The sequence below is a fragment of the Streptomyces sp. NPDC060184 genome, assembly GCF_042728795.1.
Taxonomy (GTDB): Bacteria; Actinomycetota; Actinomycetes; order Streptomycetales; family Streptomycetaceae; genus Streptomyces.
In genome coordinates this window covers 57,561-70,936 of the sequence record NZ_JBHWYX010000045.1, presented here as the reverse complement: position 1 = coordinate 70,936, position 13,376 = coordinate 57,561, and the positions used below count along the sequence as shown (strand labels likewise).

At 74.7% G+C, this 13,376-nt stretch carries 11 protein-coding genes; 5 read left to right on the top strand and 6 right to left on the bottom strand.

Annotated features, from left to right (window positions below):
- Positions 1 to 99 precede the first annotated feature (99 nt).
- The gene (locus tag ACFWEE_RS26005) at positions 100 to 1,215 is read right to left on the bottom strand and encodes an ALF repeat-containing protein (protein ID WP_386892597.1); all 1,116 of its coding nucleotides are present in this window, start codon (positions 1,213 to 1,215) and stop codon (positions 100 to 102) included.
- 224 nt (positions 1,216 to 1,439) lie between these two features.
- Here ACFWEE_RS26005 and ACFWEE_RS26000 point away from each other — a divergent pair, with 224 nt between their 5' ends.
- Together ACFWEE_RS26000 and ACFWEE_RS25995 are read left to right on the top strand one after the other, a co-directional pair.
- Entirely contained in the window at positions 1,440 to 2,729 is a 1,290-nt protein-coding gene (locus ACFWEE_RS26000) for an aminotransferase class I/II-fold pyridoxal phosphate-dependent enzyme (protein WP_386892596.1), read from the top strand.
- Positions 2,730 to 2,742: 13 nt separating this feature from the next.
- Positions 2,743 to 3,789, top strand: a complete 1,047-nt coding sequence (locus ACFWEE_RS25995; RefSeq protein WP_386892594.1) for an MBL fold metallo-hydrolase — start codon at positions 2,743 to 2,745, stop codon at positions 3,787 to 3,789.
- Positions 3,790 to 3,823: 34 nt separating this feature from the next.
- On the opposite strand, the gene ACFWEE_RS25990 is transcribed toward ACFWEE_RS25995, so the two are convergent.
- Together ACFWEE_RS25990 and ACFWEE_RS25985 are read right to left on the bottom strand one after the other, a co-directional pair.
- Entirely contained in the window at positions 3,824 to 4,918 is a 1,095-nt protein-coding gene (locus ACFWEE_RS25990) for a dipeptidase (protein ID WP_386892592.1), read from the bottom strand.
- Positions 4,915 to 6,261 (bottom strand): amidohydrolase family protein, encoded by a 1,347-nt coding sequence (locus tag ACFWEE_RS25985; RefSeq protein WP_386892590.1) that lies wholly within the window; start codon positions 6,259 to 6,261, stop codon positions 4,915 to 4,917. Before ACFWEE_RS25985 ends, ACFWEE_RS25990 begins: the two co-directional genes overlap by 4 nt.
- A gap of 169 nt (positions 6,262 to 6,430) precedes the next feature.
- Between ACFWEE_RS25985 and ACFWEE_RS25980 the strand changes: the two genes are divergently transcribed.
- A complete protein-coding gene (locus ACFWEE_RS25980) occupies positions 6,431 to 7,228 on the top strand; it encodes an IclR family transcriptional regulator (protein WP_386892588.1) in 798 nt (265 codons plus the stop codon).
- Complete coding sequence (locus ACFWEE_RS25975) at positions 7,225 to 8,172, top strand: ornithine cyclodeaminase family protein (protein WP_386892587.1); 948 nt, start codon at positions 7,225 to 7,227, stop codon at positions 8,170 to 8,172. The genes ACFWEE_RS25980 and ACFWEE_RS25975 overlap by 4 nt, the downstream gene beginning before the upstream one ends.
- Before the next feature lie 111 nt (positions 8,173 to 8,283).
- Here the strand turns inward: ACFWEE_RS25975 and ACFWEE_RS25970 are convergent, their stop codons facing one another.
- Positions 8,284 to 8,898, bottom strand: a complete 615-nt coding sequence (locus tag ACFWEE_RS25970) for a DedA family protein (protein ID WP_386892585.1) — start codon at positions 8,896 to 8,898, stop codon at positions 8,284 to 8,286.
- Between the two features lie 2 nt (positions 8,899 to 8,900).
- Positions 8,901 to 9,677, bottom strand: coding sequence for an MBL fold metallo-hydrolase (locus tag ACFWEE_RS25965; RefSeq protein ID WP_386892583.1), 777 nt, complete (start codon positions 9,675 to 9,677; stop codon positions 8,901 to 8,903).
- Between the two features lie 272 nt (positions 9,678 to 9,949).
- On the opposite strand from ACFWEE_RS25965, the gene ACFWEE_RS25960 reads away from it, so the two are divergent.
- Positions 9,950 to 12,190: a phage holin family protein gene (locus ACFWEE_RS25960; RefSeq protein WP_386892581.1), complete on the top strand. Its 2,241-nt coding sequence runs from the start codon at positions 9,950 to 9,952 to the stop codon at positions 12,188 to 12,190.
- A gap of 82 nt (positions 12,191 to 12,272) precedes the next feature.
- Here ACFWEE_RS25960 and ACFWEE_RS25955 read toward each other — a convergent pair whose 3' ends face one another.
- Positions 12,273 to 13,325 carry a LacI family DNA-binding transcriptional regulator gene (locus ACFWEE_RS25955; protein ID WP_386892580.1) on the bottom strand — a complete coding sequence of 351 codons (1,053 nt, stop codon included), beginning with the start codon at positions 13,323 to 13,325 and terminating at the stop codon, positions 12,273 to 12,275.
- Positions 13,326 to 13,376: the final 51 nt, after the last annotated feature.

Here is a 13,376-nt window from a genome sequence, read left to right as displayed (position 1 = left end):
CCCGCCAAAACGGGGCCGGGCGCGCCCCGGGTCTGCCCCCCGCCGGGTGCCCCCCGCCTCGGGGAGCACCGGCCGTTCTGTCGCTCGTACCGTCGGCCGTCAGCCCGCGGCACCCGCGCGGCGCCGGCGCGCCGCGACCACCAGGGCGCCACCGGCGACGACGGCGGCGGCTCCGCCGCCGAGGGCCAGACCGGTGGCGGGGCTCGTACCGGTGGCGGCGAGGGGGCCGTTGCCCTGCGCCGTCACGTTCGCGTTGCCGTCCGAACCGGCCGAACCGCCCGAACCCGAGCCGGACGTGGTGGGGGAGGTGCCGCCGTCGGCGTCCTTGTCGTCGGAGACGGGCCGGACCGTACTGCCGTCGGCCGAACCCGAACCCGAACCCGAGTTCGCACCGGAATCCGAGCCGGTGCCCGAGGTCCCGCCGGTGTGGTCAGTGCCGGTGCCGGTGCCGGTCCCGCCGTCGGCGGCTGCTTCGGCGGCGTCCTTCTCGTCCTGCGCGCGGGCCTCGAACTGTCCCGTCTCCAGGAAGGCGGCGACGTCTTCGGGCGTGCCGAGCAGCGCCTTCTTGCCCGCCTCCCGCACGTGCGGCCCCCCGGCATTGACGAGCTGCGAGACCAGCACGCGGTTGTCCGTGTCGCGGGCCTCGAACTGTCCCGTCTCCAGGAAGGCGGCGACGTCTTCGGGCGTCCCCCGCAGCGCCTTCTTGCCCGCCTCCTGCACCGAGGGCCCGCCCTGGCCGATGAGGTAGGCGGTGAGCACGCGGTTGTCCGTCACGCGGGCCTCGTACTGGCCGGTCTCCAGGAAGTCGGTCCTGTCCTGGGGGGTCCCGTCGAGCGCCTTGCTGCCCGCTTCCTTCACGCCCCGGCCGCCCTTGGCGATGATGCGTGCAATGGCGATGCGGTTGTCCTCGTCACGGGCGGTGTACTGACCCGTCGTGAGGAACGCGCGCATGGCCTCCGCGCCCCCGTCGATCGCCGCGCTGCCCCGCTCGGCCACCACGGAGCCCGTCCCGGCCGCGGCCATGAGCCGGAGGATCTCGATCCGGTCGTTCTCCGCCTGGTCGTCAGCTTCCGAGGACGAGGCCGCAGGAGGCGTGTCCGCGGCCGACACCGGGGGCTGGTCCGAGGCTTCGGCCGCCGAAGCGGGCGAGGACAGCAGGAAGGCCGGTGCGAGGGCCGCGGCGGCGAGCAGGCTGCCTGCTCTGGATATCTTCAAGAAAAACTCTCACTTCACCCAAAGGATCATCAATTTGATGAGGTGATTGTAGGGCGCACCCCTGACAGCGGGCCTCCGGATTCCGCCCGAGGAGCTTCCCCCGCACCGGCCCTGACGAGCGCTCGTGCCGGGCGCAGCGCGGGCACCTCGGCCGGATCCTCCGTATAAAGGCCTGAGAGCGGTACGGGGGCGGAGGCGGACCAGCGCCGGCGACGAGGAGGGCCATGCACCGGAGGGACCACGACCCGCACGGCACACCGGACGGTCAAGGCCCATACGGTGCCGGGGAAGACCGCGGTCCGCACGGCGCCGGGGAGGACCACGGCCCGGTCCGGTACGGACCGCCCGTCCCCGACCCGGGGCTCCCCGCCCTCCCCGGACTCGTCGGCGTGCTGGCCGCCGCCGCGGCCGACACCCGGCCGGAACCCCCGGGTGGCGGAACGGTCCTGCGCGAGGCGGCCTGCGCCTACTGGGCCCGGCGGGGACTGGCCGGCGTCCCCTCGGACGTCGCCGCCGCCCCGGGCGTCCAGGCGCTGCTGCTCGGGCTCGTCGCCGCCCACGGCGGTGACGTCCTCATGCCCAGGCCCTGCCCGGCGGCCTGGATTCCGCAGGCACGGCTGCTCGGCCGGCCCGCTTACCACGTACCGACGCCCGCCGAATGCGGCGGCGTGCCCGACCCGTACGCCCTGCTGGAGACCGTCCGCCGAGTACGAGCCGAGGGCGGGCGCCCCCGGCTCCTCGTGCTCTCCGTGGCCGACGACCCCACCGCCACCGTCGCGCCGCCCGAACTCGTCCGCGAGGCGTGCGAGGCGGCCGTCGCGGAGGGACTCCACATCATCAGCGACGAGACCTGGCGCGACACCCTGCACCGGCCGCACGACACGGTGCTGCTCAGCCCGGCCGAGATGTGCCCCGACGACGTCACCGTCCTCACCGACCTCTCCGGCGGGCTCACCCCCGCCGCCTGGCCCGTCGCGGTGGCGCGGTTCCCCGCCACTCGCCGGGGCGCCGTGCACCGGGCCCGTACCCTCGACGTCCTCACCGCGCTGGGCGCCCTCGTCGCGACGCCCGTCGCCCGGGCCGCCGCGCACGCCCTGCGCGAACCGGAAGAGGTCACCGGCCGGATCCGGCAGGCCGCCCGCCTCCAGGCGCGGATCGCCGCCGCCGCCCACCGCGCCGTGCTGGCCGCCGGAGCCCTGGCGAGACCCCCGCAGGCGGGCCGGCACCTCTACGCCGACCTCGGGCCCCTGCGCACCCGGCTGGCCGAGCGCGGGGTCACGGACTCCATGGAGCTGGAGGAGTACCTCACCGACCGGCTCGGCGCCCCGGCCCCGGGCGGGCACCGGTTCGGGGACGAGCTGGGCGCGCTGCGGGCACGTCTGGGGACCGGCCGCCTGGTGGGCGCGACGCCCGACCAGCGGGCCGCCTCCCTCACCGCGGCGGCGCCGCTGGAATTGCCGCACGTCGCGAACGCGCTGAGCATGTTCGCAGCGGCCTTCGACGAACTCCGGTGACGGGAGACCCGCGATGACCGAACAGACCGGGCCCTTCCGTACCGACGCGGACCGGGAGCCCCAGGAGGACACCGGCGCGCGGACCGGGCGCCCGCCCGTCGGGGAGCGCGTCTGGCCGAGGAGCTTCGCCGACCGGCTCACCGCCCCCCTGCCGGGCATCAGGGCCATGACCCGCCTGGTCCGCGAACGCTCGCTGCGGCCCGACGCGGCGGGGCTCCGGGGTGTCCACCTGCTGCCGTTCGACCCGGCCCCGCTGCCCCCGCCCGGTCAGGACGCCGTCACCTGGGCCGGGCACGCCAGCTGGATCGTCCGCGTCGGCGGGCTGACCGTCCTCACCGACCCCGTGTGGTCCCGGCGCATTCTCGGCACCCCGGCGCGGATCACCCCGGTGGGCGTGGCCTGGGAGACCCTTCCGCCGGTCGACGCGGTCGTCGTCAGCCACAACCACTTCGACCACCTGGACGCCCCGACGCTCCGCCGGCTCCCGCGCGACACACCGGTGTTCGTCCCGGCGGGACTCGCACGGTGGTTCAGGCGCCGCAAGTTCACCCGGATCACCGAACTCGACTGGTGGGAGACGGCCGAACTGCGGGGCGTGCGCTTCGCGTTCGTCCCCGCGCACCACTGGTCGCGGCGCACGCTCTTCGACACCTGCCGGTCGCTGTGGGGCGGCTGGGTCCTCACCGACACGACGAACGCCCCGGGGGCGCCGGGCCGGAAGATCTACTTCGCCGGGGACACCGGCTACGGCCACTGGTTCCGGGAGATCGGCCGCCACCACCCGGGCATCGATCTGGCGCTGCTGCCGATCGGCGCGTACGCGCCCCGGTGGTGGCTCGCCGACGTGCACACCGACCCCGAGGAGGCGGTGCGGGCGTTCGAGGACCTCGGCGCCAGGGCGATGGCGCCGATGCACTGGGCGACCTTCCTGCTCTCCGCCGAGCCGGTGCTGGAACCACTGGTGCGGCTGCGGGCCGCCTGGCACCGTGCGGGCCACCCGCGCGAGCGCCTGTGGGACCTGCCCATCGGCGGCTCGCGCGCGTTCGGCGAGCCGGCCTGAACCCCTCGTCCCGCGTGCGCCGGAGGTCCCGCCGTCAGCCCCAGACGCGCTCCGCGTAGGCGGCGAAGTTCCGGCCGAGGATCTTCTCGATGCGCCCGGATCCGTAACCACGCTTCTCCAGCAGCCGGATCAGCTCCCGGAACTGCTCCACTCCGCGCAGGTCGACCACGAAGGGGTAGGTGTCGGCGCGTTCGCCCGCGGCGCCGACGCCCGCCGCCTGCCGCTCGGCGACGTGCGCCGCGAGGGTGGCGGCGTAGGCGTCCAGATCGTCGATGGCGGTGACCGGGCCGTCCGTACCGATGCCGACGGCGTCCTCGCCGCAGACGTTCACCGCGTGCGCGATGTGCTCGACCACGTCGGCGGCCGTGGCATGACCGGTGGGGTTGAGGAAGGGCATGAAGTAGATCCCGACGAAGCCGCCGCGCCCGGCGACCAGCCGCAGTTCCTCGTCGGTCTTGTTGCGCGGCAGGTCGGTGACCGCCCGGCAGCCCGTGTGGTTGACCGAGACGGGGCGCGAGGAGATCCGGGCCGCCTCCAGGCAGGTGTTCTCGCCGCTGTGCGACAGATCCACCATCATGCGGCTCTCGTTGACCGCCTCGACCACCTCGCGGCCGAACGGGGTCAGCCCCCGGTTCTCCGGTGCCATCGAGCCGTCGCCCAGGTGGTTCGCCTGGTTGTACGTCAACTGGAAGACACGGACGCCGCGTTGCTGGAAGGTGGCGACGCGGCCGAGGTCGTCACCGACCGCGACGCCGTTCTGGAAACCGTAGATGACCCCGATCCGGCCCTCGTCCTTCGCCCGGTAGAGGTCGGACGCGGTGCGGACGTGCAGCAGATCGTCCGGGTGCGCGGCGATCAGGCCGTCCCACACGTCGAGTTCGTGCAGCGTGTGCTCGTACGGAGGCATGTCGCCCATCACGTACCCGAGCGTGATGTTGACGGCGTTCATCCCGGAAGCGTGCGCCTCGGCGATGGCCCGGCCGTCGACGGCCAGTTCGTCGATGGTCTGGAGGAGCTGGCCCGCGCCCTCGGCGGCCTCGGGGGCGTTGGGATTCTGCAGCTCGCCCAGCGCGTTGACGATCAGCATGCCGTCGGTGGAGGTGGAGGTGGAGGCGGTGGCGGTGGTCATCGGGGGCTCGTTCCTTCCAGGGGTGTGGTCGCGGGGGACTCCGAGGTGAACTCCGCGCGGTGGAGGCGCAGTCCGCGCTTCACCACCGAGGTGACGGTGCGCAGATTGCGGATGTCGGCCAGCGGATCGTCCGTCAGCACCACGAAGTTGGCGAGCTTGCCCTCGGCGACCGTCCCCATGGAGTCCTCCGCGCCCATGCTGCGGGCCCCGACCAGGGTCGCCGAACGGATGGCCCGCGCGGCGGGGACGCCGCACCGCTCGACCAGGAAGACCAACTCGTCGTGGACCGAGGGATAGGGCTGCTCCGGCGCGGTCTCGTAGTCGGTGCCGGTACTGATCTCCACCCCCGCCCGGTACGCCTGCGCGGTGAGGGCCGCCGAGAGTTCCGCGTTCTCCCGGGCCCGGGTCTTCTCCTCCGGGGTGTCCGCGTCGTCGGCGAGCCACTCCCAGAGCGTGTTCGTGGCGTCGAGCACGGTGCCCCGCTCCCGCATCCGCGCGAACAGACCGGCCATCTCCGGGTCGTCGCCGCCCAGGAAGCGGTCCCGGTCCACCGGGGGCTTGTCCTTGTACGTGGTCAGCGCCCGCTCGGCGAACTCGTGCACCAGCAGGTGGACATGGGAGACCGAGTCCACCCCGGACGCCACCACCTCGGCCGGTGAGGCGGGGAAGACCGCCGCGTGCGCCCAGACGCCGAGCCCCTGCCGGTGCGCCTCGGCGGTGATCGCCGCGACCAGCGGGGCCGGGAGGTCCGCGTAGATCTTGACGGCGGTGGCGTACGTGCCGGCGGCCCGCGCGACGGCCAGCGGCAGGTCGGTCTCCTCGGTGATCGCCTGCATCCACGGCACCTGTCCGGGCACCGCGCCCTGCGAGACCTGCCAGGTGCGCGGGTCGTCGAAGAACCCGGGCCCGGCGGTCAGCGCCGCGTAGTGGATGTCCGGGCCGGGGATCTCCCCGACCAGCGTGGAGCGCGCCAGGTCGGCGACGTGCCGCAGGTCGTCGGCCATGTCGCGGATCGCCGTCACGCCGCCGTAGACCTGGCGGCGCAACGCGGCCTCGGCGACGGGGCGGTTGGGGGGAGTGGCGATGTGCTGGTGGGAGTCGATCAGTCCCGGCACGACGAACGCGCCCTGCAAGTCGACGACCTCGGCCTCCGCGAGGAGGGCCACGGGGATGTCGCCGTCCGGTGCGACCGTCCTGATGCGCTCACCGTCCACCACGATCGAGGTCGCGGGCCGCGCGGCACCGCCCGTGCCGTCGATCAGCGTGGCCCCCCGGTACAGCACCACGGTTCCCTCCGCCGGGGCGGCGAAGGGGGCGGGAGCGCCGACATCCTCGTGAGCCATCGGGTCACACCTCTCCGGTCATCGCCGCGGCTGCGGCCTGGTGGATTACAACTGTTGTCATGCTGGTTCCGTCTGTGGAAACGTACGCTACCGTCCTTACTCCCTTGACCGGCAAGATTCCGCCGGGAACCGGGGAGCCGACCACCAGGTGAGGAGAGGGGAGACGAGGATGCCCAAGTCCTCCAATTCGGCCGTCGACAAGGCGCTCGACCTCGTGGAAGCGGTCGCGCGCTCCGATCGTCCGCTCCGGCTGAGCGAGATCGCCGACGACGTCGGCCTGCACCGGCCGACCGCCTACCGGGTCCTCGCCGACCTGGTCCGCCGCGGCTGGGTGCTGCGCTCCGGGGACCACTACCTGCCGGGGGCCGCCGCGCTGCGGTTCTCGCGCACCGCCGCCGCCAACTCCCTCGTGACGCTGGCCCGCCCGGTCCTGGAAGCCCTCTCCGCCCGTACCGGCATGATGGTCAACCTCCAGGTGCTGGAGCACGACCGCTCACGGGTGCTCGACGCGGTCCGGCCCGCCCGGCTGGAGATGATCAGCCTGCTCACCGACCGGACGCTGCCCGTGCACCGGTTCGCCGGACCGCTGGCCCTGGTCGCCGCGCTGGCCCCCGGAGCACGCGCCCCCTATCTGCGGCCCGCCGCGGAGGCCGGACACCCGATGCAGGGCCCCGAAGGACTCCTCAGCGACCTGGCCAGGGCGGAGCGCACCGGCTTCGCGGTCGAGCGGGGCCGCAACGAGGCCCTGGTCGCCTCCGTCGGACGCGCGGTGCTCGCGGGCCCCGGCAGGCCGCTCTGCGCGCTCACCGTGGTCGGACCCGACGCGGAGTTCGACGAGCCGTCACTGACCGCGCTGCGCGCGGCCCTGCTGGACGCCACCGCCGCCCTCGCGGAGATTCTGGGCGTGGAGGCGGAGCCGGAGGCGGCGGAGCCGGTGGAGCGGGCGCACGGAGGAGAGGACGCATGACCGGCGAGGTACTCGTACTGGACGCGGCGCGGACCCGGGCCGGACTCGACCCGGACCGGCTCGCGCAGGCGCTCACCCACGCGCTCGTCGAGGTGGCCCGGGGGACGGTCTCCGCGCCCCCGCGCATCGCCGCCGAAGCACCGGCGGGGCTCCTCGGCGTGATGCCCGCGTACGTCCCCGGCCTCGGCCTCGCCGCCAAACTCGTCTCCGTCTTCGCCGACCCCGCGAACCCCGGACGCAGCTCCCACCGGGGCGTGGTCGCCCTCTTCGACGAGACGGACGGCAGGCCCCTTGCGGTGATGGACGCGGAGAGCATCACCGCCGTCCGTACCGCCGCCACCGCGACCATCGCGCTGCGCGCGCTCGCCGGCCCGGACCTGAACCGGATCGCCGTACTGGGCACCGGCGTCCAGGCCGCCGCCCAGCTCGACCTGCTCGCCCGGCAGGACCCGGACACCCCCGTCGTGGTCGGCGGCCGGGACCCGGAGCGCGCCCGGACCCTCGCCGCCCGACACCCGCGCGCCACGGCCGACACCGTCGAGGGCGCCGTACGCGGCTCCGGCGCGGTGCTCTGCTGCACCGGTGCGCGCGAACCGGTGCTCCGGCGCTCCTGGCTGGCCGAAGGGGCCCACGTCTCCTCGGTCGGCGGTTCCCACGGGCCGGAGCTGGACGCCCGGACCGTGGAGGAGGGATCGCTCTTCGTCGAGTGGGCCGGAGCAGCCTCCGCCCCGCTCCCCGCCGGCGCCCACGAGCTCCAGGGCCTGCCGCCCGGCCGGGCCACCCTCCTCGGCGACGTCCTCTCCGGCGATCACCCGGGCCGCCGCACCGCCGCCGAGCTGACGGTCTTCAAGTCCACCGGGCACGCCGCTCTGGACGTGGCCGCGGCGGCGGTCGCGTACGCCGGGGCACGGGAGGCGGGGAGGGGAACGAGCCGCGCGTCCTGACGGGGCGGAACATCCGAGGGGAGCGGGCCGCGCGCTCTCACGTGGCGGAACAACCCAGGACAGCGAGCCGCGCGTCCTGACGGCGCGGCCCGGTGGCCCTCGGCGCCCGGATCAGTGCCCGAACCGGGCCCGCAACCCGCGCCACCCGGCGGGAACCCCGCTGATCAGCAGCGTCAGCGCCACGGCGGCCACCACGCCCTGCCAGGGTTCCGGGAAGAGCGAACCGCCCAGGATGCCGATCAGCTGGTAGGTGGCCGCCCAGGCGAGACAGGCCGGAACGTCGCCCCGGGCGAACCGGTGCAGCGGCATCTCGCCCAGCAGGCACGCCAGCATCACCGGTATCCGGCCCGCCGGTATCAGCCGCGACAGCACCAGCACCATCACCCCGTGCTCGTCCAGCTTCCGCTGCGCCTGCGCCAGCCGTTCCGGGGCCGCCCGGTCGGTGATGACCTTCAGCCACTTCGAGCCGTTCTTGGAGTGCACGCCCCGCTTGCCGAGCCAGTACAGGCAGATGTCACCGAGGAAAGCCGCCGTGGCGGCCGTGAGGAAGACGAACAGCAGCGAGAGCGGCGAGGTCTGGTGGAACGCCACCACGCCCGCCGAACTCACCAGCGCCCCCGTCGGCACCACCGGCACCAGGGAGCCCAGAGCCACCAGTGCGAAGAGCGTCGGATACCCGACGGCCTGCTGGGTCCCTTCGGTCGGCAGCTGCGCCAGCTGGTCCATGATCACCGGTGGACCTCCGGCAGGACCCGCTCGCCGTGCGCCGGCAGATGGACCGCCACCTCGGGCGCCAGCAGAGCCGCCTGCCGTACGAACTCGGCACCGGGGGAGTGGAACTCGTGCGGGCGGACCCCGTCCATCCCGACCGGCCAGTACGTGCCCCAGTGCACCGGCACCGCGGAGCGGGGCGTGAGCCGGGTCAGGGCCTCGGCCGCCCGGGCCGCGTTCAGATGGCCGGGACCCAGATACGGTCCCCAGCCGCCCACCGGCAGCAGTGCCACGTCGACCGGACCCACTTCCTTCGCCATCTCCTCGAACAGGCCGGTGTCCCCGGCGAAGTACGTACGCGCCTCGCCCTCCACCACGTAACCGAGCGCCGCGACCCGCTGCGGGCCGACCGGGAGGCGCCGGCCGTCGTGCTCGGCGGGCACCGCGCGTACGGTCACCGGGCCGATCCGCACCGTGTCGCCGGGCGCCACCTCGGTGATCCGCAGATCGCGCATCCGCCGCACCACCCGCAGACCGGGCACCGCGCGGACCGTGCCGCCCGGCACGATCAGCCGGGTACCGGGGGAGACCCGGGCCAGCGACGGCAGGTGCAGGTGGTCGGAGTGGAGGTGGGAGACGAGCACCACGTCGGCCAGCGCCGCCGACGGCGGCGGGACCGCCCCGCCCCGGCGGCGCAGATGCGCGAACCGGCGGACGAAGAGCGGGTCGGTCAGCACCCGCACCCCGGAGTCCTCGATCGTGCAGGTGGCATGACCCCACCAGGTGACCTCCACCGGCGTCCCGCCTCCTCTTCTCCGCTCTCCGTGCCCCGCCTCGCCCCGCCGCGCGGTCGCGCGTCCGCGTGCGGGAAGCCCGTACGAGCCTATGCCTCCCGTGCCGGGCACCGACCCGGGGTCTGCCCCCTCGCGCCGGGCGTACACCTGTGCCCGGGGACCGGACCACCGACGACGGGGAAAGGCTGTGCGAAGCTGGTGGGCGGGCCCCGGAGGTGTCCCGGGGCACGCCTTGGACCGACCGGCCCGGACGCGGGAGAGGCGGAGCGGGCGTGGGAGCCGGGCGATGGCGCAGGGCGGGAAGTGCCCTGCTGCGGGTGACGGCGGTGTGGGCGGTGTCCGCCCTGACGATGCTCGCCCTGGCGGGCGTCCTCCCCGACTTCCAGCTCCAGTCCGACAACGGCGACACCATCACCAAGACCGCGTTCACCGCCGCCTGGGGAGCGGGCGCCTTCGGACTGCTCTCCGCCCTCGTCTGGCCCCTCCTGGTCCGGGCGCTGCTGGTGGTCCCCGCGTTCGTCCTCGGCGCGCTGGTGTTCTTCCTCAACGGCTCGCTGCTGATCGTGGCCCTCCGGCTGATCCCGGACGGGCGCGGCACGGCCAACCCGGAGACCGCCGTGGTCGTCGCGGCGGTGATGTCCGCGGTCGCCTCGGCCGCCTCCACCGCACTCGCGGTCCGGGACGACGACGCCTACCGGCGGCGGCTCTCCCGCCTCGCCGACCGGCGGCGCAGGCGCGTCCCCGGCGACGCGGGGGACGGCCGCGGCGAACCGCCCGGCACGGTCTTCATCCAGCTCGACGGGGTCGGCCACGACGTCCTGACGCGGGCCGCCGCCGCGGGACTGATGCCCACGGTGGCCGGCTGGCTCGCCGACCCCGGCGGCCACCGGCTCACCCCCTGGCGCACCGACTGGTCCAGCCAGACCGGAGCCAGCCAGCTCGCCCTCCTGCACGGCACCAACCACGACGTCCCGGCCTTCCGGTGGTACGAGAAGGAGACCGGCACCGTGATGGTCTCCAGCCGCCCCGCCAGCGCCCTCGAACTCCAGCGCCGGGCCCTCGCGCGCACCCACGACGGCGGTCTGCTCTCCTTCGACGGCGCCAGCCGGGGCAACCTCTTCAGCGGGGGAGCCGACCAGCTCGCCCTCGTCCTGTCGATGGCCGGACGGCGCGGCAAGGGCCGCAGGTCGCGCGCGGGCTACTTCGCCTACTTCTCCGACCCGGCCAACGCCGTCCGCACCGCGCTCTCCTTCGTCGCCGAGGTCGGCCGCGAGATCGGCCAGTCCACCCGGTCGAGGCTGCGCAAGGAGACCCCGCGCATCAAACGCGGCGGCCTCTACCCCTTCATACGGGCTTTCGCGACGGTCCTCGAACGCGACGTCGTGGTCGCCGCCGTCATCGGCGACATGTTCGCCGGACGGACCGCCGTCTACGCCGACCTCGTCGCCTACGACGAGGTGGCCCACCACTCGGGGCCGTACAGCCGCGACGCCGACAAGGTCCTCGCCCGGCTCGACCGCTCCCTCGCCCTCATCACCAAGATCACCGACCACACGCCGCGCGCGTACCGGATCGTGCTCCTCTCCGACCACGGCCAGAGCCTCGGAGAGACCTTCGCCGGACGGTACGGACTGACGCTGAAGGACCTGGTACGGGCGGGCTGCGGCCTCCCGGTGCCCCGGCGCGCCCAGCGCACCCTCAGCGCCTCCGAGGCCCGCGACGCGGTGCGCATCGCGCTGCACCGGCCGGTGCAGGAGACGGAGGCGGAGCCCGCCGCCGTCACCGCCTCGGACCCGGTCGTCCTGGCCTCCGGCAACCTCGGCCTGATCTCGTTCCCCGGCATCGAGGGCCGCGCCTCCCGCGAGGAGATCGACCGCCGCCACCCGGCCCTGCTCGGCACCCTCGCGAACCATCCGGGAATCGGCTTCCTGCTGGTCCGCAGCGAGCGGCACGGCTCGGTCGTCCTCGGAGCCGGCGGCGCCGAGGTGCCGGTGGCCGACCTGCGCGACGACGAGGGCCCCCTCACCGGCTTCGGCCCCGGCGCGGCGGACGCCATACGCCGCACCGACACGTTCCCGCACGTCGCCGACGTCATGGTGAACTCGATGTACGACCCCGCGACGGACCAGGTGCACGCCTTCGAGGAGCAGATCGGCTCGCACGGCGGACTCGGCGGCCCGCAGTCACGGCCGTTCCTGCTGTGGCCGCGCGAGATGACCGACCCGCTCGACGTGCTCGCCGCCGAAGCGACGGCGTCCGGGACGGCGGGGGCGGGCGCCCGGGGCACGGCACCGCACACCGGTCCGGTCGGCGCCGAGGCCGTCCACCGGGTACTCAGGCGCTGGCTGCGGGAGCCCTCCGGGCCCCAGGTGCCGCTGCGCCCCGAGGGCGTCGCCGGCCTCCCGTACGCCGACCGGCCGCTGCCGGGCGCGCGGAGCGAGGCGGAAGGGCGGGCCGTGGACACCACGCTGCCGGACCCCGGCGCCGGGCCCGTCCACCAGCCGCGCGGCTGACGGCGGCACGTCCCGTCAGCCGCGCGGCCGACCGCGACGCGTACCGCACGGCTGCCGGGCCCCGGACGGCCCGGCACAGAGCTCAGGCCGACTCCCGGCCCACCAGCACCGGCGGGAACACGACGGACGGCGCGGGCGCCTCGGAGGTGCGTATCTGCCGCAGCAGCAGGCGAGCCATCTCGGCCGCCATCTCCTCCACCGGCTGGCGCACCGTCGTCAGCGGCGGATCGCAGGCCAGTGCCGCGCTGCTGTCGTCGAACCCGACCACCGCCACGTCGGACGGCACGTCGAGACCGGCCCGCAGCAGGACCGGCAGCGCGCCCAGCGCCATCAGGTCCGACGCGACGAACACCCCGTCCAGATCGGGACGCTCGCCCAGCAGCCGCTTCATCGCCGACGCCCCGCCCGCGTGCGTGAAGTCGCCCTCGGCGCTCGGCACGTCCGTGATCCCGTGCGCCGCCAGGGCCTCCAGGAACCCGCTCAGCCGCGCCCGCCCTGCGGGCCGGTCCTGCGGACCTGCCACCGTCACCAGCCGCCGGCGCCCCAGCGCGACCAGATGGTCCGCCGCGAGCCCCGCCCCGGCGTGCTGATCGGCCTCCACGTGCGTGAGCGGCGTGGGCTGCGCCGGAGCGCTCGCCAGCACGGCGGGCAGCCGGGTCCCGTGCAGCAGACCGGGCAACGGGTCGTCGGCGTGCGAGGAGATCAACACCACCCCGTCGACGTGCCCTTGCCGCAGGTACGACAGCAACTGCCCCCGGGAGACCGCGTCGTCCGCCAGCATCAACACCATCTGGATGCCCGCCGGGCGCAGCACGTCCAGCAGACCGGTGACGACCCGCCCGAAGTGCGGATCGGAGAACATCCGCCCGACGAACGGCTCGGCCGCCGTGCGGCGTTCGCGCTCGGAGACCACCAGTGCGATCGAGTCGGTGCGCCGGGTCACCAGCGAACGCGCCGCGCGGTTCGGTACGTACCCCGTGGCGACGACCGCCTCCTCGACGACCTGGCGCAGCACCGGATCGACCGTGGTCGCGCCGTTGATCACCCGGGAGACGGTGGCCCGGGAAACACCGGCCACCGCGGCAACGTCCTCCAGGGTCGCGGGACGCAGGGGAGGTGACACATCGGCAGTCATGCAGCATTTATACCGGGACAGGCCGGGCCACGGCCCGCCCGCCGGCAGCCG

Excerpts from the sequence above, each read along its gene's own strand:
- ACFWEE_RS26000 (WP_386892596.1), top strand. The coding sequence starts at position 1,440 with ATGCACCGGAGGGACCACGACCCGCACGGCACACCGGACGGTCAAGGC.
- ACFWEE_RS25995 (WP_386892594.1), top strand. The coding sequence starts at position 2,743 with ATGACCGAACAGACCGGGCCCTTCCGTACCGACGCGGACCGGGAGCCC.
- ACFWEE_RS25990 (WP_386892592.1), bottom strand. The coding sequence starts at position 4,918 with ATGACCACCGCCACCGCCTCCACCTCCACCTCCACCGACGGCATGCTG.
- ACFWEE_RS25985 (WP_386892590.1), bottom strand. The coding sequence starts at position 6,261 with ATGGCTCACGAGGATGTCGGCGCTCCCGCCCCCTTCGCCGCCCCGGCG.
- ACFWEE_RS25980 (WP_386892588.1), top strand. The coding sequence starts at position 6,431 with ATGCCCAAGTCCTCCAATTCGGCCGTCGACAAGGCGCTCGACCTCGTG.
- ACFWEE_RS25975 (WP_386892587.1), top strand. The coding sequence starts at position 7,225 with ATGACCGGCGAGGTACTCGTACTGGACGCGGCGCGGACCCGGGCCGGA.
- ACFWEE_RS25970 (WP_386892585.1), bottom strand. The coding sequence starts at position 8,898 with ATGGACCAGCTGGCGCAGCTGCCGACCGAAGGGACCCAGCAGGCCGTC.
- ACFWEE_RS25955 (WP_386892580.1), bottom strand. The coding sequence starts at position 13,325 with ATGACTGCCGATGTGTCACCTCCCCTGCGTCCCGCGACCCTGGAGGAC.